The sequence below is a fragment of the Microbacterium sp. NPDC058062 genome, from assembly GCF_042885375.1.
Classification (GTDB): domain Bacteria; phylum Actinomycetota; class Actinomycetes; order Actinomycetales; family Microbacteriaceae; genus Microbacterium; species Microbacterium trichothecenolyticum_C.
Genome location: NZ_JBHVSC010000003.1, coordinates 201,389 through 219,897, shown reverse-complemented (window position 1 = coordinate 219,897; position 18,509 = coordinate 201,389). Strand labels below are relative to the sequence as shown.

Genomic DNA, 18,509 nt, shown 5'->3' with positions numbered 1-18,509 from the left:
GGCACCGCGCGGTACGGGGGTACAACAAGCAAGACGACGCCGACACGAAATCATGACGCGCGGCGCGAAGATTTCTCGCGAGATTCTCCGGAGATCACGGATGCCGCGGGCCGCAGCATCCGGATCTCAGAAGATCATCGGGCGATCGTCGTCGTCCGGGCCCTCGAGGTCGAGGTCGACGACGACCGGCACGTGGTCGCTCGGGGCCTCGCCCTTGCGCTCGTTGCGGTGGATCGTCGCCCCCGTGACGGCGTCGGCGATCGCGTGCGAGCCGAGGATGAAGTCGATGCGCATGCCCTCGTTGCGGGGGAAGCGCAGCTGCTTGTAGTCCCAGTATGTGAACCCGGTCGGGATGAGCGGGCGCACGACGTCCTGAAGTCCCGCCGCCTCCAGGGCGGCGAACGCCTCGCGCTCGGGCGGCGACACGTGGGTCGCGAAGCCCTGCACGACGGAGGGGTCGCCGTTGTCGGCATCGGTCGGCGCGATGTTGAAGTCGCCGACCAGCGCGAGCGGGAGGTCGGGGTTCGCGGTCAGCGACTCCGCCGTGTACTGCTCGAGCGCCGACAGCCAGTCGAGCTTGTAGTAGTAGTGCGGGTCGCCGAGCGACCGGCCGTTGGGTACGTACAGGCTCCAGACCTCGACACCGCCGATGGTCGCACCCATCGCCCGCGCCTCCTGCGGGGCGTCAGGGCCGTTGTGCCCCTTCTCGAAGCCGGGCATGCCGGGGAAGGCGGTGCGCACGTTCGTGAGCGGCTCACGGCTGGCGATGGCGACGCCGTTCCACTGCGAGAAGCCGTACGCCTCGACGTGGTAGCCGGCCTCTTCGAAGCGGTCGAACGGGAACTGCTCGGTCTTGCACTTGATCTCCTGCATCGCGAGCACGTCGATGTGCTCGCGCACCGCGAAGTCGACGATGCGGTCGACCCGCGCACGGATCGAGTTGACGTTCCAGGTGGCCAGGCGCATGGGATCAAGCCTAGGCGGGGCGGCGGACGTCGAACGGCGCCGCTTCGGTCCCCCACGCCCACTCCACGCATCGCTTCGCGCTGCGCGGAGCCTCGGGGCGCGTGGGCCCAGCTTCGACCCCTGGCGTATCAGCGCTCCGAGGAGGATTCTCCTTTGTGTCAGCGGCCGCGTCCGCGGTCGGGAGAGCGAGAACCCACCATGGACCACGACTGCGGCTGCGGCCACGCGGCCTCCGCGGCGCACGACGACATGCCCCTCGAGTTCGACGCCGACGGCGAGCTCGTCGCCGGGCCGATCATCCGGCCCGAGTTGCCGACCCGGCCGTGCCCCCTCGGCGCGCTCGACGGCTCCTGGCTGCTCGAGCTCGAACGGCGCACCGTGTTCGCCCCCGAGGTGCGCGGCGCGCTGCGCATCGAGGTCGGCGCCTCCTCGCTGCGCATCTCGGGCGACATGTACTCGCGGCGCGTCTTCCCACCGGTGCTCGGCGAGGTGCAGCGACCCGTCCCGATTCCGGATCCGGGACCGGCCGCAGGTGCCGACGCGGTGGCCCGCGATCTCGCCGCGGCCGACGATGCGGCCGTCGCCGACGTCCTCCCGGTGAGCCTGCGCACCTACCCCGCGTTCCCCAAGACGGAGTACTCCTGGTACTTCCGCTCCAACGGCGCCACCTACGTCGACGGCACCCTCACCGTTCAGATCGTCCGGCACCTCTGGAACCGCACGACGCAGGAGTTCGTCTCCACCGACACCGGCACGCTCACACTCCGCTGCCGACGGCCGCTCGTGCTGGCGCCCGCGTCCGCGCTCGTGGCGCCCTCGCAGCGCATGACGGGGACGCTCTCGATCGGCGGCACGGTCACCAACGTCACGGCGGGCAAGACGTCGCCGATGTACCGCGGGTGCCGCATCGAGGTGGATGCCATGGTCAACCGCGTGTTCCCGGCATCCGCCACCATCGGCTCGGGGGCTGCGGCCAACGTGCGCTCCGTCTACGCCTCGGCCGGCTGGGACGTCACGGTCGTCACCGACGAGATCGACGTGCCGAACGACGCCGATCTCACGAACGCCGAGCTCGCGACCCTCATGTCGGGGCACCGGCAGACGGTGGCCGGTGAGCAGTGGCGGCTGTGGCTGTTCGTGGGCTCGTCGCAGGGCGGGCTGTTCGGGATCATGTTCGACGACGACACCGTGCCGCGCGAGGGCGCCGCAGGGTTCGCCGACGTCGTGCTCGGCAACGACTCGTTCATCGCCGCGGCGGCGCGGAACCGCCCGCTCGACGAGGTGCCGGCGGCTTTCCTGCGCACGCTGGTGCACGAGGCGGGCCACGCGTTCAACCTGTGGCACCCCAAGCACGACGTCCACAACCCGGGCATCGGCATCGAGATCATGAACCAGACGGGCGACGTCATGGGCTTCGCCACGGTCGCCAACCCCTACCCGGGCAACGCCGCGTTCGTGTTCTCGGAGCACGACCGCACGTCGCTCATCCACTCGCCCGACCCGCAGGTGCGGCCCGGCTGGAAGAACTTCGGCTGGGGCCACGGCAGCCTCTCGGCGGGGCTCCCCGCGCCGGTCGACGTCGCGGGTCTCGCGGGCGACACGGGCGACGACGCGCTGCAGCTGACGGTCACCATGCCCGCGCAGGCGTTCGTCGGCGAGTACGTCACCGCCGAGGTCGCGCTCACGAACGTGTCGGACCAGCCCCGCACGGTCACGACGCTGATCAACCTGTCGGAGGGGGACCTCGTCTTCCTCCACACCTCGCCCGACCGCTCGCTCGAGCACCTCGTCGACGTCGCGATCGGCTGCGGTCCGCGGCCGACGACCGTGCTGCAGCCCGGGGAGTCGATCCGCAACCACGTCCAGGTGTTCTTCACCAACCAGGGCGTGACCTTCACCGAGCCGGGCCGCCACACCGTCGCCGCGCAGCTCGAGGTGGATCCGGTGACGACTGTCCGCTCGGCGCCGGTGACGGTCGACGTGCGCGGACCGGCGTCCGACGCCGAGGTCGACATCAGTGCGAAGACGCTCACACCGGGTGTCGGTCGCGCGATCGCCCTGGGAGATTTCGCGACAGATGCTGCCGCCCGAAGTGTGCTGACCGCCCTGGCCGAGCAGCACAGCGACACCGACACGGGCGCCGCCGGGGCACTGGTGCTCGCGAACTCGCTGGCGCGCTCGTTCACCGACGTCCGCGCCCGCGGCGTGCGCGACGCGGCGCCGGACGAAGCGGCGCACTTCCTCGAGCTCGCACTGGCCGGCCGGTCGGCGGAACGCGTCGCCGCTCTCGCCGTGACGGTCGCGAGCCCGACCGAGAGGAACGCGCCCGTCGTCGCCGACACGGTGGCGGCGCTCAAGGCGCGCACGAAGGGCGGCGCAAGGTCGGCGGCCGGGAAGGACGTCGCGGCGGCCGAGCAGATCGCCGAGGACTTCGTCTCGCCGCAGGGGCGCTGACCCGGCGGGGCGGGCGCCGGCGCGGCCGCCCCGCTCGCCGGCAGCCGAGCGCCGAGAAACCGCAATCGGGCGAGGACACCACGCGTGGCGGGTTTCGCGGCGGGGTTGTGGTTTCTCGGCGTCGCGCCGGAGCGCTGGAGGGGGTGACAGCGGGGGCGGGCTGCGGAACGATCGACGTGTGAGGTCCGATGGGCAGAGCGGCGGCGGGCTGGAGCTCCGGCTCCGGCTCGCGGCCGAATCCGTTCCGCTCGATCGCGTCGCCTTCGCCGAGGTGGAGGTCGCGGCGAGCGGTGGTGCGGCGACCGTGAGCGCCCGGCTGAACCTCATCGAGGGCGATCTCGAGGCGGAGGTGACGGGGCCCGACGGGCGCGTCGCGCGCGCCACCTGGCCGTGGCCTGCTGATTCGGCGCCCCGGTCGGTGGAGCTCGCCGCGGGGGAGCGCCTGGTCGCCGGGGTGCCCCTCGTATCGGAGGGCAGCGAGCCGCTCTTCCCCGTGACCGGTCGCTACGAGGTGGTGGCGCGCTTCGCCGCGCGACCGGGCGAGACGCTCACGTCGAACACGGCGGTGCTCGTGCGGACCGCGGGCGAGGACGCCGCGCTCGCCGCAGACCTCCGCGATCGCGATGTCGTGCAGAGCCTGCTCGGAGCGGGCGTCATCGGCGCCGCCGAGCCGGCGCTCGAGCGTCTCGCCGAGTCGGAGGACGCGGGCACGGCCGCTGCCGCCCGGCTGGCGCTCTCGCGCACGGACGCCCTCCAGGCGGCGGCCGATGCCGATCCCGCGGTGTCGCGAGCCGTGGCGGCGCTGCTGCCGCCGGGCGCCACCGGGAACGACGAGCGACGCGAGGCGATCAGGTCGCGCGCGGCTCCGCGCGACGTCGCGATGCTCAGCGGGCGACCGATCGAGGACGGACCGGACCCGGCTGTGGAAGACTGAGGCGCCATCAGCCACGGGAAGGGCCCTCATGACCATCAAGAACCGCGTGCTCGCCGGTGTCCTCGCCGTCTGCGTCGCCTCCGGTGCCGGCATCGCCGCCGCAGCCCCCGCGCAGGCCGCGACGATGACCTACAAGTCGTTCATGGTCACGAAGTCCGGGTACACGACCAGCACGGCGTGCCTGGCGGCGGAGCGTTCCACAGCATGGTCGATCAAGAACTCCGGCGGGATCGTCTACGCCGGTGACGCATGCGGCTACTGGGGTTCGGCGAAGAAGTGGGGCTTCTCGATCACGTACAAGAAGCTGGTCCCCGTCGGATCCTGAGCGGCGCCGGGGCGCAGCATCCGTAAAATCGAGGGCATGACCGCCGCCTCCACGCCGCAGCTCGAAGCCGACCGCCAGTATCTGATCGCGCTGATCCAGGACGAGGCGGTGTTCCACGGGGACTTCACCCTGTCGAGCGGCAAGAAGGCGACGTACTACGTCGACATGCGCAAGCTCACGCTCGACCACCGAGCGGCCCCCTCGATCGGCCGCATCATGCTCGACCTCATCCGCGACGTCGACGGCATCGTCGCCGTCGGTGGCCTGACCCTCGGCGCCGACCCGATCGCCAACGCCGTGATGCACGAGTCCGCGCGCACCCACAAGCCGCTCGACGCCTTCGTCGTGCGGAAGGAGCCGAAGGACCACGGCCGCGGACGCCAGGTGGAGGGAGCGGATGTCGCGGGCAAGCGCGTCGTCGTGCTCGAAGACACCTCGACCACGGGCCAGTCGGCGCTGAAGGCGGTCGAGGCGCTGCGCCGCGAGGGCGCAGAGCCGGTCGCCGTCGCCGTCATCGTGGACCGCAAGACCGGGGCGCAGGCGGCCGTCGAGGCGGAGGGCCTCCAGTGGCTCGCGGCCATCGACCTCGACGACCTGGGCCTCGACCCGCAGTAGAACTTCAGGGGTCTGTCACACGCCGGCGGCGGCCGGTGTCTCCATGTCGAAGGACCGAATCGACACGGAGGTAGACATGAGCAGCGACACCCGCATCCCGACCGCAGAGGTCACCGGCGTCTCCGGCACGCTGATCAAGGCGGTCGCCAAGAAGATGGTCGGCCGTGTGCCCGACTCGCTCGGCGTGCTGTGGCACCACCGCCGCGTGATGAAGGACTCGATGGGCATCGGCCAGAAGGTCGAGGGCTGGCACGAGCTCGACCCGAGCCTCGCGACCTTCGCCGCGATGGCGTCGGCGGCGACCATCGGCTGCAGCTTCTGCCTGGACTTCAATTACTTCATGTCGCGCAACCGCGAGGTGGACGCCGCGAAGGTGCGCGAGGTGCCGCGGTGGCGGGACTCCACCCTGTTCACGCCGCTCGAGCGCCGCGTGATGGAGTACGCCGAGGCGGCGAGCCAGACGCCGCCTGCGGTGACGGACGAGCTCTCGGATGCGCTGCTCGAGGATCTCGGCCCGGCCGGGCTGGTCGAACTGGCCGCCAGGGTGGCGTTCATGAACATGTCGGCGCGCATGAACATCGCGCTCGGCATCCGTTCCGAGCACTTCGCCGAAGCCTGCGGCCTGCCTCCGCTCGCCGCGCGGCCGGCCGTCGGCGCTTCCGCGTAGGCTCCCGGCCATGAGCACCGCCGCCGTGGACGACCCGTTCGTCACGCACCGGAGCCTGCTGTTCACCGTCGCGTACGAGATGCTCGGCTCGGCCGCCGACGCCGAGGACGTGCTGCAGGAGTCGTGGCTGCGGTGGGCGGCGGTCGACCACCGCACCGTGCAGGAGCCGCGCGCCTACCTCGTGCGCATCGTGACGCGGCAGGCGCTCAACCACCTGCGCACGGTGTCGCGGCGCCGCGAGGACTACGTCGGCGAGTGGCTCCCCGAGCCGCTGCTCACGAGCCCCGACGTGGCCGACGACGTCGAACTCGCCGAGAACCTCTCGATCGCGATGCTCACGGTGCTCGAGACGCTCGGGCCGGCGGAGCGGGCGGTGTTCGTGCTGCGCGAGGTGTTCGACGTGCCGTACGACGAGATCGCGGATGCGGTGGGCAAGACGCCTGCGGCCGTGCGGCAGATCGCCCACCGCGCGAAGGACCACGTCGCCGCGCGCCGGCCTCGCGTGACGGTCGGGCCGACCGAGCACGAGGAGGTCGTCGAGCGGCTCGTGGTGGCGCTCAACAGCGGCGACCTGCAGGGCCTCATGGACGTGCTGGCGCCCGACGTCGTGTCGGTCGCCGACGGCGGCGGCAAGGTCCGCGGGGCGGCCCGCCGGCCGATCGTCGGCGCGGATCGGCTCGCGCGCTACCTCGTCGGCGGCATGGCGAAGGTCGAGGGCAGGCTCCTGGCGTCGTCGACCTGGGTCAACGGCCAGCCGGGGGTGCGCATGGAGCTCGACGGCGTCCTCGTCGGCGTCGTCAGCCTGACCGTCGTGGACGGGCGCATCACGCAGGTGTACTCGATCGCCAACCCCGAGAAGCTCGGACGGGTGGACGAGGAGGCGGTGGTGGGGCGCTGAGCGGCAGCCCCGCCGCCCCACCGCTCAGCGGGCGAGGATCTCGGCGTTGAGCTCGCGCTGCCAGTCGCGCAGCTGCCACATCGGGTGGTGCGGGGCGGCGTTCGACGACAGCACGACGCCCCACACCCCGTGATCCAAGGCCGTGCGCACGCCGTGCTCGGCGAGGGACCGGCCGATCGGGCCCTCCTCGAACGTGCCGTCCAGAGGCGTGTAGCCGACCCAGCCCTCGCCGACGATCGCCGGGACGCCCTGCCAGCGCGCCCACGCGGCGATGGCGATGGTCCGCGAGGCGATCTCGCGCCGCATGAGGTGCTCGTACGGCGGGTAGTGGTCGACGAGCCACGCATCCCACGCGACGGGGTCGATCCAGTCATAGCCGTAGATCATCTGGTCTGTGACGACCGTCGCGCGGTACTTCCACTCGGCGGCGCGACCGTACTCCGCGAGGGACGGGGCGTCACGGCGCAGCAGCTCCCGGAGCGCCGTGTTGGGGAAGCCCTCGCTGCCCTCCGAGCGGATGTCGATGCGCTGCTGCAGCGCGTCGAGTACGCCGTAGCTGTACACGTGGAACTGCGCCGCGCCCAGTCCGTCGGGCAGTCGATGCATGGCGAGGTGGGGCGGTTTGCCGTAGCTCGCGGTGATGAGGAGATCCGGATGCTGCGCCCGCAGCCGCGCCACCTCCTCCGCTCCGCCGTCCTCAAGTGCGGGCAGGATCGAGAAGTCGACCTCGTTGTGCAGCTCGACGAGGGCGATGCGATCACGGTGCCCGTGGTCGGTGAGCCACTCGATCATCGCGTCCCAGGCGTCGGAGAGGACGCCGTACCGATCGGCGAGCGGCACGGCGTCGATCGCTTCGAACCATGCCGGCGAGGCGGCGAACGCGGTCGACTGCTGGTACTCCCAGCTGGCGAGGATGATCACCATGCCGTGCGCGGCGGCGGACTCGAAGAGCGCGAGAAGGCGCGCCCGCAGATCGATGCGGTAGCCGCCCGGAGAGTCGTACCACCGGGTGCGCTGCCCGTAGAAGCCCCCGCCGGGTGCAGCGCCGAGCCCTTCGATCTCGAGGTCGCGGGCGACGTCGTAGAGCCCCAGCCCGCCGAACAGCAGCACCGGGGCGGCGCAGATGCGGATGGCGTTGTAGCCGAGGGAGGCGGCCTCCGCCACCGCCGCGTCGAGGTCGGCGTACGGCTCGCCCGGACCCGCCTGCGTGTACCAGGAGAAGTCCCACAGCGTGATGGTGAGCCGCTGCGGCAGATGCTCCGGCACGGGTCCGGTGAGGGCGGACTCGTCCTGCTCGATCGTGCCGGATCCCAGGTATCGCTCGGTCATGCGCCGGTCCTCTCCGGAACCTCGGCGGACCGCGCTGCGAGCTGCTGTGCGCGTCCGCGCTCCGCCAGCCGTTCGAGCGTGTTCGCCATCGCCGCTCGCGCCGTCGCGGTGGCGGCGTCGAACGAGGTCAGTTCGGGCACCGAGGTGGCGAAGTAGTCGACCTCGTCGCTCGCGGCGCGCAGCGCCGTCGCACGCGCGTCCAATGCGTCCCACGCGGCTGCTGCGCTGGTCGCGTCGCCGAGGTGCAGGTGCGCCACTCCGGTCCAGTACGTCGACTCGTCGGCCGCGCGCGGCGCCACCGCCAGCGGCGACGGGGCGACGGCCGTGCGCCAGGCCTCGGTCGCACCTGCCGGGTCGTCGGCGGCCGCGCGCGCGACGCCCAGCAGCACCCACCGCTGCACCGGGCGCTCGGCCGGGTGGCGTCCCTCGCCGAGGGTGCGCGGCGGCACGAAGCCCGCCTCGAGGAGCGTCGCGGCTTCCGCAGGCGCCGGCTCGCGCAGCAGCCGTTCGGCGAGTGCGCAGGACGCGCGATCGAACGCCGCGATCACGAGACCTTCGCCGCCTTCGAACGGACGGAAACGGCGGGTCGTGAGGAGGATCCACGCCTCGTCGGTGCGCCCGACATCGAGGAGCAGATTCGCGTGGCGCACCGCCAGGTCGTCGCGGGCATCGAGCAGGACGGCATGGGTCTCGAGCAGCGAGAGCCGGGTTGCGGCATCCGTCCCCCTCCGCGCCGCGAGCACGTCGCGCTCGAGCAGGAGCCGCGCGTCCGGGCGCAGCGACAGCGCGTGGGCGAGCGCCGCGTCGGCCGCGGCCTCGTCGCCGTCGACCGCGACGAGCGCGATCGCGAGGTTGCGCCACACCACCGGGTCTGTCGAGCCGCCCGAGGTTGCGGAGCGGAGGTGGGCGAGCGCGTCCGCGTGACGGCCGGCGTCGAGCAGCCACATGCCGAGGAGCCCCGCGGCGACGACGTCGTCCGGGTCGGCGGCGACCGCGGCGATGAGCGCGTCGACCTGGTCGAGCCCGGCGGGGAACGCGAGCGCGGCGGAGGTGCCGCGCCCGCGGGTGCGCTCGTCTGCGGCCTCGTCGGCGCGTCCGGCTCGCTCGAGCCAGTGCGCGCGCAGGTAGTGGCGGAGCGGGCCTGCGAGACCCGCCGAGGGCGTGCGCTCGACGGCGGCTGCGGTGGCCGCGAGCGCCTCGTCGACGGCGCCTGCTCGCGCGAACTCGGCACCGACGTCCAGCGCCGTGCGGGCGTCGCGGTCGAGCGGCTCGCCCGCGAGCGCACGGGTCGCCGGGTCGAGCGGGTCGGTGTCGAGCAGTTCGGCGACGCGGGCGACGGATGCTGCGACCTCACCGCGGCGGGCGAGAGCCAAGGCTTCGACCCGCCCCGCCTCGGGGATCGGCGCGGCCGAGCGGGCGAGGTCGAGCGCGGCGGTCGTCGAGCCCGTGCGGAGGGCGATGCGTGCCCGTGCGAGCATCGCGGCCGGCGCGAGCGCCGCGTTCCACGCCGCCTTCGCCAGCGAGCGGTCCGCCGCGTCGTCATTGCCGAGACGCTCGTGAACGAGGCCGAGGAGGTAGGCCGCTTCCCCGTCACGCGGGTTGAGGTTGCGTCGGGTGAGCCGCGCGGTGGCCGCCTCGAGCAGATCGCGCGCCGCGGCGTACTCGCCGCGCGCGAGGTGCCACGATCCGAGCGCTGTCGCCGCGCGGGAATCGCCGGGGTCACGTCGCAGCGCCTCGTGCAGGTACGGCACCGCCGGGCGGGTGGGGTGGCGGTACTGCAGCAGGTGCACGGCCGTCGAGAACAGCTCGTCGGTGGACGTGATGTCTTCGGGCAGGGGCGGCGCGGTCGCGACCCAGGGCTCGCCCGCGTTGCCGGCTCGTGCCCGCCAGGCTACGAGGGTCTCGCCCGCGTGGACCACGCGGACCTCGAGGCCCTCGGCATCGACCGCGATGTCCGCGACGGCGGCGAAGGGCGCGTCGGGGTCGAGGTCGGCGGTCCAGCGCGCGACCGTCTCGCCGCCTCGGCATACCTCGACCACCGCCGCCGGGAACGCGCGCGTCGCGATCGCCGTGATGACGGTGCCGTCGCCGTCGGCGCGCACGCCGATCGCAGCATCCGTCGTCGCCTGCCGTACGGCTCCGGTGGCGTGGATCGGGTACCAGTACTGGCGGAACCGCTTGGTCTCGCCGGGGAGCAGCCAGCTGAAGTCGGGCTGATTGTCGGTGTAGACGCCCGCCATGAGCTCGACGTACGGGCCGTCGTCGTCGGTGAGCTGGTCGTCCCATGCCCGCCCGATCGGTCCGTCGCCCCACGTCCACTGCTTCTTGCCGGGGGAGATCGCGCGGTCTGCCCAGTGGACGAAACCGGCATCGGCCGCGTGGTCGTAGCCGCCGAAGAACGAGTCGTCGGTGTCGGTGATCATGTACGACGTCGGCACCGGGATGTTGCTGTACACGTCGATGCGGTCGGCGTCCGGCCGCTCCGCCGCGAGCGCCGGGTAGTCGACGCCGTAGTAGGGACGGTCGGCGCGCGGGAACGCGGTGACCGCACGCCGCGCGTGGTCGGCGACGAACGCGACGTCGTCGGGGAAGAACGACTGATACCTCTCGTGCGCACGCGCGGCGACGTTGGCCCACCACAGGAACGTCTGCGGGACGTCGGTGCGGTTGTGCAGTGCCGCCTCGAGCTCGATCAGCGACGATCCCGGCCGCAGCCGCACCCCGTGCACGCCGCGCATGCGCTGCAACGGGTCGAGGTCGCTGTGCCATACGACGACGGCGCCGTCGGCCTCCCGCTCGATGCGGGTGTCCACCGGGAGGAACGTCGCGGGCCGATGGTGCTGCGGCCAGTTGAACTCGACGCCGCCCGAGACCCACGGACCGGCGAGCCCCACGAGCGCGGGCTTGATGACGTTGTTGCGGTAGAAGAAGTCGTAGCCCGCGACCTTGTCGTAGCCGATGTGGATGCGGCCGCCGGTCTCGGGCAGCAGCGTGAGGCGCACGTAGGCGTTCTCGAGGTGGATGGCCTGCCACTGCCGCGGCGCGCTCTCGTGGGCGACGCTGTCGATCATCGGGAGCGGGTAGACCTTGCCGCTCGACCCCTGGTACACGCGGCGGTCGAGGAACAGCGGGTAGGGATCCGGCTCGCCCGGCTCGTACGTGTCGATCCAGAGGGGCTCACTCCAGCACGCGACTCCGCCCGCCGCGAGGATCGCGGCCTGGTCTGCGGGAGCTTCGGGGAGCTCGATGCGGCTCCGGGTGTCGTCGTCGGTCACCCGGCAAACCTACGCGCGCGGGAGCCCTGCGACCATGGCGGATCGTGGCATCGACCTGGATGATCCGACGGTGGTTCGTGGCAGGATGCCGGAGTGGAGCGTGCGGAGGGGTTCGAGCGGGAGCGGCTGAGCGTCGTTCCGCGTCCTCTCGTCGACGCCGCGCTCGCGCGCCCGGTGACGCGGCGCATGCTGGTGACGGATGCCGGGTACTTCCCGCGTGCGCGACACCATGGGCGGCATCGCCCCGAGGGAGCGGCGGAGACGATCGTGATCGTGTGCGTCGCCGGGTCGGGATGGGTCGAGGCGGAGGGCATCCGCACGCGCGTGGGGAGCTCGACGGCGATCGTCATCCCGGGCGGCGTGGCCCATTCCTACGGCGCCGATGCGACAGATCCCTGGACGATCTGGTGGTGCCACGTGCGCGGGACCGACGTGCTCGAGCTCATCGAGGCGGCCGGTATCCGTCCCGACCGGTTGACGCTGTCGCTGCGCCAGGTCGAGCGCGTCACCGCACTGCTCGACGAGATCTCGGTGTCGCTCGCTCTCCAGCCGACGCCGGCGCGTCTCGTCGCGACGTCGGGAATGGCCTGGCGCCTGTTCACCCAGCTCGTGGTCGACAGGGCCCTTCCGAGCGAGGGAGCGCCCGTCGAGCGGGCGATGCGCTATCTCGAGGAGCGTGTCGACGGGCGCGTGCAGGTCGCGGAGCTCGCCGCCATGGTCGGGGTGTCGCCGTCGCACCTCGCCGCGCTGTTCCGCCAGGCCACCGGTGGCGGTGTGCACGCACACCACCAGGCCCTCAAGATGGCGCGTGCCCGGGCGCTGCTGGACACGACGGATCTGCCGGTCGCCGAGGTCGGGCGCCGGATCGGGCTGGAGGACCCGTTCTACTTCTCGCGGCAGTTCCGCCGCACGCACGGCATGAGTCCGCGGGCCTACCGCGAGCAGCACAAGGGCTGACGGGCGGCGGGGCCGGGTCGGCCGTCGGGGCGGTTCGGGTTCAGTCGCGCTTGCCGCGGCCCCGCCACCACTGCCAGATGATGACGGTGAGCGTGCCGAGCGTGATGATCGCGGCCGTCACGAGGAGGAGCGTCTGCTCGGTCTCGGAGATCACGGGCGCTTTCCTTCCGCGGCGTCCGCCACGATCTTCGCGACGCGCGCGGCCCGGGTGTCGGGTCGTCGCGCTATGTCGACGTTGGAGATGCCCAGCTTGCGGCTCGACGGGGGGAACGCATCCCAGGCGGTGCGCGCAGCGGGTTCGGCATCGAGTGCCGCGGCGAGGTCGTCGGGCTCGCGCAGCGCCTCGGCGTTGTCGAGCACCGTCCACGCGCCGTTCGCCTTGGCGACCTCGACCGCGCGGTAGCCGGCCTCGGTGATCAGGCCGGCCTCTTCGAGCTTGAGGAGGCGCGCCTTGTTCGTCGCCGCCCATCCGCTCGTCGCACGGCGTGGCGCGAACCACAGGCCTCCGCGCTCTTCGTCGAACGAGCGCACGGGGCCGTCGATCCACCCGAAGCAGAGGGCCTGCAGAATCGCGTCCTCGTAGCCGATGACCTCGAGGTCCGAGCCCGGTCGCGCCCGCACGAGCCACGCTCCCTTGGAGGTGCGATGGTGGGCGTCGAGCCACGCGCGCCAGGCCGCAGCATCCGTCACTTCCACCATCTCGCCGTCGTCGAGCGCACCCATGCCGCGACCCTACCCGGAGCCGGTGACGTCGCGCGCGGCGACCTCGCGCACCGTGTCGGCGAGCAGGCGCACCGCCTCGTCGACGAGGGGATCGGCGAGGTCGCCGTAGCCGAGCACCAGGCGCTCGGGTGCGGGCGCGTCGGGTGAGACGCGATAGCGGCGGATGTCGGTGAGGCCGAGCTCGCGGGGCTCCGCCGCGCGCACCACCGCGGCCGCGCGCACCCCGGGAGGCAGGTCGAGCACGACATGAAGCCCCGCCGCGATGCCCGACACCCGGCACTCGGGCAGCGCGTGTTCGAGGGTAGCGAGCAGCGCCTCGCGCCGGCGCCGGTAGCGGGTGCGGGCGCCGCGCAGGTGCCGGTCGAGGCCGCCGGAGGTGAGGAAGCGGGCGAGCGCGAGCTGATCGAGTGTCGACGGCGCCGCTGCTCCCGCATTGCGCACGGCGTCGCGGAGCCACGGCGGCAGCACGAGCCAGCCGATCCCGAGCGCGGGCGTCGCGGTCTTGCTGAGGCTTCCCGCGAGCACGACGCGGTCGGGCGCCATCGCCTGCAGCGCGCCGATCGGGCGCCGGTCGTAGCGGAACTCCGCGTCGTAGTCGTCCTCGATCACGACCCCGTCGCGGGCGCGCGCCCAGGCGATGAGTCCCTCACGGCGCTCGGCCGACAGCGGCACGCCGGTCGGGAATTGGTGCGCGGGCGTCACGAGGGCGGCGCGCGCGCCGGTGCGGACGGATGCCTCGACCAGCGCCGCGACGTCGACCCCGTCGCCGTCGACGGGAACGGGCACCGAGGTGAGGCCCTCCGCCGCGGCGACCTGCCGCATGCGCTGCCAGGATGGGTCCTCCACGAGCAGCGCGGTGTGGCCGATGGTGCGCAGTGCCCGGGCGACGCGGCGCATGCCGTCGGCGGCGCCGTGCGTGACGAGGACGGCGTCCGCGTCGGCGCGCGCGAAGCGCGACCGGGAGAGGTAGGCGGCGAGCGCCGCCCGCGCGGCCGGCGCGTCGCCATCGAGGCGGAACAACTCGGCGTCGGGGGCTTCGGTCAGCGCCTCGGTCATGGCGCGCAGCCACAGCGCGCGGGGTGCGTTCCGCAGGTCGGGGACTCCGGGGGCGAGATCGTAACGGGGGCGGCGCAGTGGCTCCGCGGGCTCCGGCGCGGGTCGCGAAGCGGTGGCGCGAACCGATTCTGCGACCCGCGTCGCCGACCCGGTCCGGGCTTCGAGGATGCCCTCGGCCGTGAGCCGTCCGTACACCTCGGTCACCACCCACCGCGAGACGCCGAGCGACGTCGCGAGCAGCCGGCTCGGGGGAAGCGCGGCGCCGGACGTCAGACGGCCGGTGGCCACAGCATCCCTCACCGCCTGCTCCAGCCGCACGTGACGCGAGCCGATGTACGCGGCGAGGTCGAGGAGCGTCTCCCACGCGACCAGATTGGTCTGGGTTTGAACCATGGCATCGGATCGTACTCCCAGACCGCTCGCGATCCACGATGGGATCACGAACCACGGAAAGGGCACATCATGCAGTTCCGCACCATCTCCAACGGCACGACTTCGTTCGAGGTCTCGACCCTCTGCCTCGGCACCATGTTCTTCGGCACCCGCACCGACACCGCGACGTCGCTCGAGATCCTCGACCGCTTCGCCGACGCCGGCGGCACCTTCGTCGACACCGCGAACAACTACAACGCCTGGGTCGGCGGGCACGGGCGCGACAGCGAGGACGTGCTCGGCGCGTGGATCCGCCGCCGCGGCGGCCTCGGCGATGTGCGCCTGGCGACCAAGCTCGGCGCCGCGAAGAAGGACCCGGCGCTGCCGCTGCAGAACGTCGAGCCGACGAATTTCCAGGGGCTGTCGGCCGAGGTCGTCGCCCGCGAGGCGCGGCTCAGCCTGCAGCACCTCGGCGTCGAGCGCATCGACGTGCTGTACGGGCACGTCGACGACCGCGAGACGCCGATCGCCGAGACGGTCGCCGCGTTCGGGCAGCTGCAGCGCGAGGGGCTCGTCGGCATCTCGGGCATCTCGAACGTCGCGCTGTGGCGCCTGATGGAGGCGCGCGACGAGGCGCTGCGCCAGGGCGTCGACCCGTACGGGGTCGTGCAGCAGGGCTACAGCTACGTCTACCCGAGCCCGGGATTCGGGCGCACCAACGACGTGTCGGTCGACCTGCTGGACTACGTCGCCGCAGCGGGCACCGACGGGCGTCCGCCGCTCACCGTCACGGCGTACTCGCCGCTGCACCAGGGGGCGTTCGCCCGCGACGACAAGCCGATGTGGGCGCCCATGCGGCACGCGTCGAACCGGGAGCGTGTGCGCGCTCTGCACGACGTCGCCGCCGAGATCGGCGCGACGCCGAACCAGGTCGCGCTGTCGTGGCTGCTCGGCGCGGCCGTGCCGGTGATCCCCGTGGTCGGCATCTCGAGCGTCGCGCAGCTCGAGGAGGCGCTCGCCGCGTCCGAGCTCGTCCTCGACGCCGACGTGCGCGCCCGCCTCGACGCCGCCGACCTCGACGTCAGCGCCGCGGTCGCGGCCTGACCGGGTGCCGCGGTCGCGGCACGCGGCCTGACCGGTGCGGCGGTCGTGGCCTGACCGGTGCGGCGGGCGCGGCTAGACCGGGTGCGGCGGGCGCGGTCTGACCGGTGCGGCGGTCGCGGCCTGACCGGGTGTGAGGCGCTGCGGAAGCCCGCCGCGCCTCACCCGGCGCAGGCCCGGGGCCGCAGCATCCGTCCCTCGCCGCATGTTCGACAGGTCAACCGGGGCTCGACAGGACGTTCATGCCTGAACTCTCCTGCGGAAGCCCGGTTGACCTGTCGAGCGGGACGGATGCCTCGCTCCGAGGCATCCGTTCTCCCGCTGTCGCCTCGCGCGGCCGCTTTTGGCGAATCGCCACAGTCAGCGCATGTGCGCGCCGTTTCTTGGCGAGTCGCCAAAATCGACCGGCGTGCCCGACGCGCCGGTTCTTGGCGAGTCGCCAAGAACTGCGGAGAAACCGCACTGGATCTGGCGAGTCGCCAAGATCCGAGGTGCGGGTGGCGCGCCGGATTCGACCGGCGTGCCTGACGCGCCAGTTCTTGGCGAGTCGCCGGAGAACTGTGGACAACCGCACGGGATCTGGCGAGTCGCCAGAATCCGAGGTGCGGGTGGGTCTACAGCAGCTCGGGGTCCTCCGACTCGACGGGCTCGTGGTCGAGGAGGTCGGCGACCGAGTTCAGCACCTCGTCGGGGCGGAAGGGATAGCGGGCGATCTCGGCGGCGTCGCTGATGCCCGTCAGGACGAGCACGGTGTGCAGGCCCGCCTCGATGCCGGCGACGACGTCGGTGTCCATGCGATCGCCGATCATGCCGGTGTTCTCGGAGTGCGCGCCGATGCGGTTCAGGGCCGAGCGGAACATCATCGGGTTCGGCTTGCCCACGACGTACGGCTCCATGCCGGTCGCCTTGGTGATGAGCGCCGAGATCGCACCCGTCGCCGGCAGCACGCCCTCGGTCGAGGGGCCGGTCGCGTCGGGGTTGGTCGCGATGAAGCGGGCGCCGGCGTTGATGAAGCGGATCGCCTTCGTGATCGCCTCGAACGAGTAGTTGCGCGTCTCGCCGACGACGACGTAGTCGGGGTCGGTCTCGGTCATGATGAAGCCGGCCTCGTGGAGGGCGGTCGTCAGGCCCGCCTCGCCGATGACGAAGGCCGAGCCGCCGGGCATCTGCGACTTGAGGAAGTCGGCGGTGGCGAGGGCCGAGGTCCAGATCGATTCCTCGGGAACGATGAGTCCGGACGCCCGCAGCCGGGCCGACAGATCGCGCGGCGTGAAGATCGAGTTGTTGGTGAGCACGAGGAACGGCACGCCCTGATCGGTCCACTGCTGCAGCAGATCCGATGCCCCGGGGATGGGGGTGTTCTCGTGGACCAGCACGCCGTCCATGTCGGTGAGCCAGCATTCGATATCCGCGCGGGTCCGCATGCGTCCAGACTAGGCGGCGGGCAGGCGTAGGGTCGTTCCCGTGACGTGGGACCCCCGGACCCTCCCAGACCTTTCCGGACGCGTGTACCTCGTGACCGGATCCAATGCCGGCCTCGGTTACTTCGCCTCCGAGCAGCTCGTGCGCGCAGGTGCGCACGTGCTCATGTCGGCGCGCCATCCGAACCGGCTGTCGGCCGCGCGCGCGGCGATCCGCCGCCGGGTTCCGGAGGCCGCACCCGACGCGACCGAGCCGCTCATCCTCGACACCTCGAACCTCGCGTCGGTGCGCTCCGCCGCCGCGAGTGTGCGCGGCAAGGGCCCCCTCGACGGCGTGCTGCTCAACGCCGGCATCGTCCACGCACCGAAGTCGCGCGAGACCACGATCGACGGGCACGAGGTCGTGTTCGCGACCAACGCCCTCGGCCACTACGCGCTCGCTGGAGAGCTCCTGCCGGCCCTCGCCGACGCCCACGGGCGCATGGTGTGGGTGGGGAGCATGTCGACCTCCCTCACGCCGTACGACCCGGTCGACCCGCAGCTCGTCGACGACTATTCGGCCTGGCGCGCGTACGTGCAGTCGAAGGTGGCGACGACGGCGCTCGGCTTCGAGGCGGACCGGCGACTGCGCGCGGCCGGCATCCCGGTCGCGAGCGTCGTCGCCCACCCGGGCTATTCGACCGGCGGCCGCACGCCCGGCATCGTCGGCGTCAACGAGCCGTCGCGCGCCAAGCGCTTCCGCGACAACCTGCAGGCGGCCATGGCGCAGTCGAAGGAGCACGGCGCCTGGCCGCTCGTGCGGGCCCTGACCGACCCCGACATCGAGGGCGGCGAGTTCTGGGGTCCGCGCACCGGCTCGCGCGGCGAACCCCGCAAGCAGACCGCCTCGAAGATCACGCGCGACCCCGGCGTGGCCGCGCGCCTCTGGGACGTCGCCGAGACCGCCACGGGCGTGCGCTGGCCGTTCGAGGTGGCGGCGTGCCGCTGACCCGGCGCGCACAGCATCGGAGGTCCTGCGCGACACGCTGGCGTGCAGCATCCACTCCCCGGCGTGTCGTCGTGAATCTCCGATTCTGTGTCGGGACACGGATGCCGCGACCCCGGCTGTCAGACTGACCGCGGGAGGTCGCATGGCCGATGTCGCCCCGTCGCTGTGGTCGCGCTTTCGGCGCACGGCATCGGAGGTTCTGCGCGACGCGCGGGCGCGCAGCATCCACTCCCCGGCGTGTCGTCGTGGATGTCCGATTCTGTGTCGGGACACGGATGCCGCGACCCCGGCTGTCGGACTGACCGCGGGAGGTCGCGTGGCCGAGGTTGCCCCGGGCGTGCGCTGGCCGTTCGAGGTGGCGGCGTGCCGCTGACCCGGCGCGCACAGCATCGGAGGTCCTGCGCGACACGCTGGCGTGCAGCATCCAC

The 18,509-nt window shown here is 72.5% G+C and carries 15 protein-coding genes; 9 read left to right on the top strand and 6 right to left on the bottom strand.

The features are described from left to right. Nucleotides 1-126 precede the first annotated feature (126 nt). A complete protein-coding gene (locus ACFVSU_RS10215; RefSeq protein ID WP_375870429.1) occupies nucleotides 127-966 on the bottom strand; it encodes an exodeoxyribonuclease III in 840 nt (279 codons plus the stop codon). Between the two features lie 198 nt (nucleotides 967-1,164). Here ACFVSU_RS10215 and ACFVSU_RS10210 point away from each other — a divergent pair, with 198 nt between their 5' ends. From ACFVSU_RS10210 to ACFVSU_RS10185, 6 genes are all read left to right on the top strand, one after another. After that, nucleotides 1,165-3,420, top strand: a complete 2,256-nt coding sequence (locus ACFVSU_RS10210; protein ID WP_387141861.1) for a hypothetical protein — start codon at nucleotides 1,165-1,167, stop codon at nucleotides 3,418-3,420. A gap of 178 nt (nucleotides 3,421-3,598) precedes the next feature. Then, entirely contained in the window at nucleotides 3,599-4,354 is a 756-nt protein-coding gene (locus tag ACFVSU_RS10205; protein ID WP_387141858.1) for a hypothetical protein, read from the top strand. 28 nt (nucleotides 4,355-4,382) lie between these two features. Continuing rightward, nucleotides 4,383-4,679, top strand: coding sequence for a hypothetical protein (locus ACFVSU_RS10200; RefSeq protein WP_376007847.1), 297 nt, complete (start codon nucleotides 4,383-4,385; stop codon nucleotides 4,677-4,679). Between the two features lie 36 nt (nucleotides 4,680-4,715). After that, entirely contained in the window at nucleotides 4,716-5,294 is a 579-nt protein-coding gene (pyrE, locus tag ACFVSU_RS10195) for an orotate phosphoribosyltransferase (protein ID WP_045299293.1), read from the top strand. Between the two features lie 76 nt (nucleotides 5,295-5,370). Beyond that, nucleotides 5,371-5,961 (top strand): carboxymuconolactone decarboxylase family protein, encoded by a 591-nt coding sequence (locus tag ACFVSU_RS10190; RefSeq protein ID WP_387141853.1) that lies wholly within the window; start codon nucleotides 5,371-5,373, stop codon nucleotides 5,959-5,961. 10 nt (nucleotides 5,962-5,971) lie between these two features. After that, nucleotides 5,972-6,859: an RNA polymerase sigma-70 factor gene (locus ACFVSU_RS10185; protein ID WP_376007853.1), complete on the top strand. Its 888-nt coding sequence runs from the start codon at nucleotides 5,972-5,974 to the stop codon at nucleotides 6,857-6,859. A gap of 24 nt (nucleotides 6,860-6,883) precedes the next feature. On the opposite strand, the gene ACFVSU_RS10180 is transcribed toward ACFVSU_RS10185, so the two are convergent. Together ACFVSU_RS10180 and ACFVSU_RS10175 are read right to left on the bottom strand one after the other, a co-directional pair. Continuing rightward, entirely contained in the window at nucleotides 6,884-8,188 is a 1,305-nt protein-coding gene (locus ACFVSU_RS10180; protein ID WP_387141849.1) for a cellulase-like family protein, read from the bottom strand. Then, on the bottom strand, nucleotides 8,185-11,463 hold the full coding sequence (locus ACFVSU_RS10175; RefSeq protein ID WP_387141846.1) for a DUF5107 domain-containing protein: 3,279 nt from the start codon (nucleotides 11,461-11,463) through the stop codon (nucleotides 8,185-8,187). The genes ACFVSU_RS10180 and ACFVSU_RS10175 overlap by 4 nt, the downstream gene beginning before the upstream one ends. A gap of 93 nt (nucleotides 11,464-11,556) precedes the next feature. On the opposite strand from ACFVSU_RS10175, the gene ACFVSU_RS10170 reads away from it, so the two are divergent. Beyond that, nucleotides 11,557-12,420, top strand: a complete 864-nt coding sequence (locus tag ACFVSU_RS10170) for a helix-turn-helix domain-containing protein (protein ID WP_387141843.1) — start codon at nucleotides 11,557-11,559, stop codon at nucleotides 12,418-12,420. A 150-nt stretch (nucleotides 12,421-12,570) separates the two neighbouring features. Here ACFVSU_RS10170 and ACFVSU_RS10165 read toward each other — a convergent pair whose 3' ends face one another. Both ACFVSU_RS10165 and ACFVSU_RS10160 read right to left on the bottom strand, forming a co-directional pair. After that, nucleotides 12,571-13,143, bottom strand: coding sequence for a YdeI family protein (locus tag ACFVSU_RS10165; RefSeq protein ID WP_387141840.1), 573 nt, complete (start codon nucleotides 13,141-13,143; stop codon nucleotides 12,571-12,573). Nucleotides 13,144-13,152: 9 nt separating this feature from the next. Then, nucleotides 13,153-14,592, bottom strand: a complete 1,440-nt coding sequence (locus tag ACFVSU_RS10160) for a PLP-dependent aminotransferase family protein (protein ID WP_387141837.1) — start codon at nucleotides 14,590-14,592, stop codon at nucleotides 13,153-13,155. 69 nt (nucleotides 14,593-14,661) lie between these two features. Between ACFVSU_RS10160 and ACFVSU_RS10155 the strand changes: the two genes are divergently transcribed. Further along, nucleotides 14,662-15,675, top strand: coding sequence for an aldo/keto reductase (locus ACFVSU_RS10155; protein WP_387141834.1), 1,014 nt, complete (start codon nucleotides 14,662-14,664; stop codon nucleotides 15,673-15,675). 611 nt (nucleotides 15,676-16,286) lie between these two features. Here the strand turns inward: ACFVSU_RS10155 and ACFVSU_RS10150 are convergent. Then, nucleotides 16,287-17,096 carry an HAD-IIA family hydrolase gene (locus ACFVSU_RS10150; RefSeq protein ID WP_387141831.1) on the bottom strand — a complete coding sequence of 270 codons (810 nt, stop codon included), beginning with the start codon at nucleotides 17,094-17,096 and terminating at the stop codon, nucleotides 16,287-16,289. 40 nt (nucleotides 17,097-17,136) lie between these two features. Between ACFVSU_RS10150 and ACFVSU_RS10145 the strand changes: the two genes are divergently transcribed. Beyond that, complete coding sequence (locus ACFVSU_RS10145) at nucleotides 17,137-18,081, top strand: SDR family NAD(P)-dependent oxidoreductase (protein ID WP_387141828.1); 945 nt, start codon at nucleotides 17,137-17,139, stop codon at nucleotides 18,079-18,081. Nucleotides 18,082-18,509: the final 428 nt, after the last annotated feature.

What these genes read in the sequence shown, in the direction of transcription:
- ACFVSU_RS10215 (WP_375870429.1), bottom strand. Translation starts at nt 966, where the DNA reads ATGCGCCTGGCCACCTGGAACGTCAACTCGATCCGTGCGCGGGTCGAC.
- ACFVSU_RS10210 (WP_387141861.1), top strand. Translation starts at nt 1,165, where the DNA reads ATGGACCACGACTGCGGCTGCGGCCACGCGGCCTCCGCGGCGCACGAC.
- ACFVSU_RS10200 (WP_376007847.1), top strand. Translation starts at nt 4,383, where the DNA reads ATGACCATCAAGAACCGCGTGCTCGCCGGTGTCCTCGCCGTCTGCGTC.
- pyrE (WP_045299293.1), top strand. Translation starts at nt 4,716, where the DNA reads ATGACCGCCGCCTCCACGCCGCAGCTCGAAGCCGACCGCCAGTATCTG.
- ACFVSU_RS10190 (WP_387141853.1), top strand. Translation starts at nt 5,371, where the DNA reads ATGAGCAGCGACACCCGCATCCCGACCGCAGAGGTCACCGGCGTCTCC.
- ACFVSU_RS10185 (WP_376007853.1), top strand. Translation starts at nt 5,972, where the DNA reads ATGAGCACCGCCGCCGTGGACGACCCGTTCGTCACGCACCGGAGCCTG.
- ACFVSU_RS10180 (WP_387141849.1), bottom strand. Translation starts at nt 8,188, where the DNA reads ATGACCGAGCGATACCTGGGATCCGGCACGATCGAGCAGGACGAGTCC.
- ACFVSU_RS10165 (WP_387141840.1), bottom strand. Translation starts at nt 13,143, where the DNA reads ATGGGTGCGCTCGACGACGGCGAGATGGTGGAAGTGACGGATGCTGCG.
- ACFVSU_RS10160 (WP_387141837.1), bottom strand. Translation starts at nt 14,592, where the DNA reads ATGGTTCAAACCCAGACCAATCTGGTCGCGTGGGAGACGCTCCTCGAC.
- ACFVSU_RS10155 (WP_387141834.1), top strand. Translation starts at nt 14,662, where the DNA reads ATGCAGTTCCGCACCATCTCCAACGGCACGACTTCGTTCGAGGTCTCG.
- ACFVSU_RS10150 (WP_387141831.1), bottom strand. Translation starts at nt 17,096, where the DNA reads ATGCGGACCCGCGCGGATATCGAATGCTGGCTCACCGACATGGACGGC.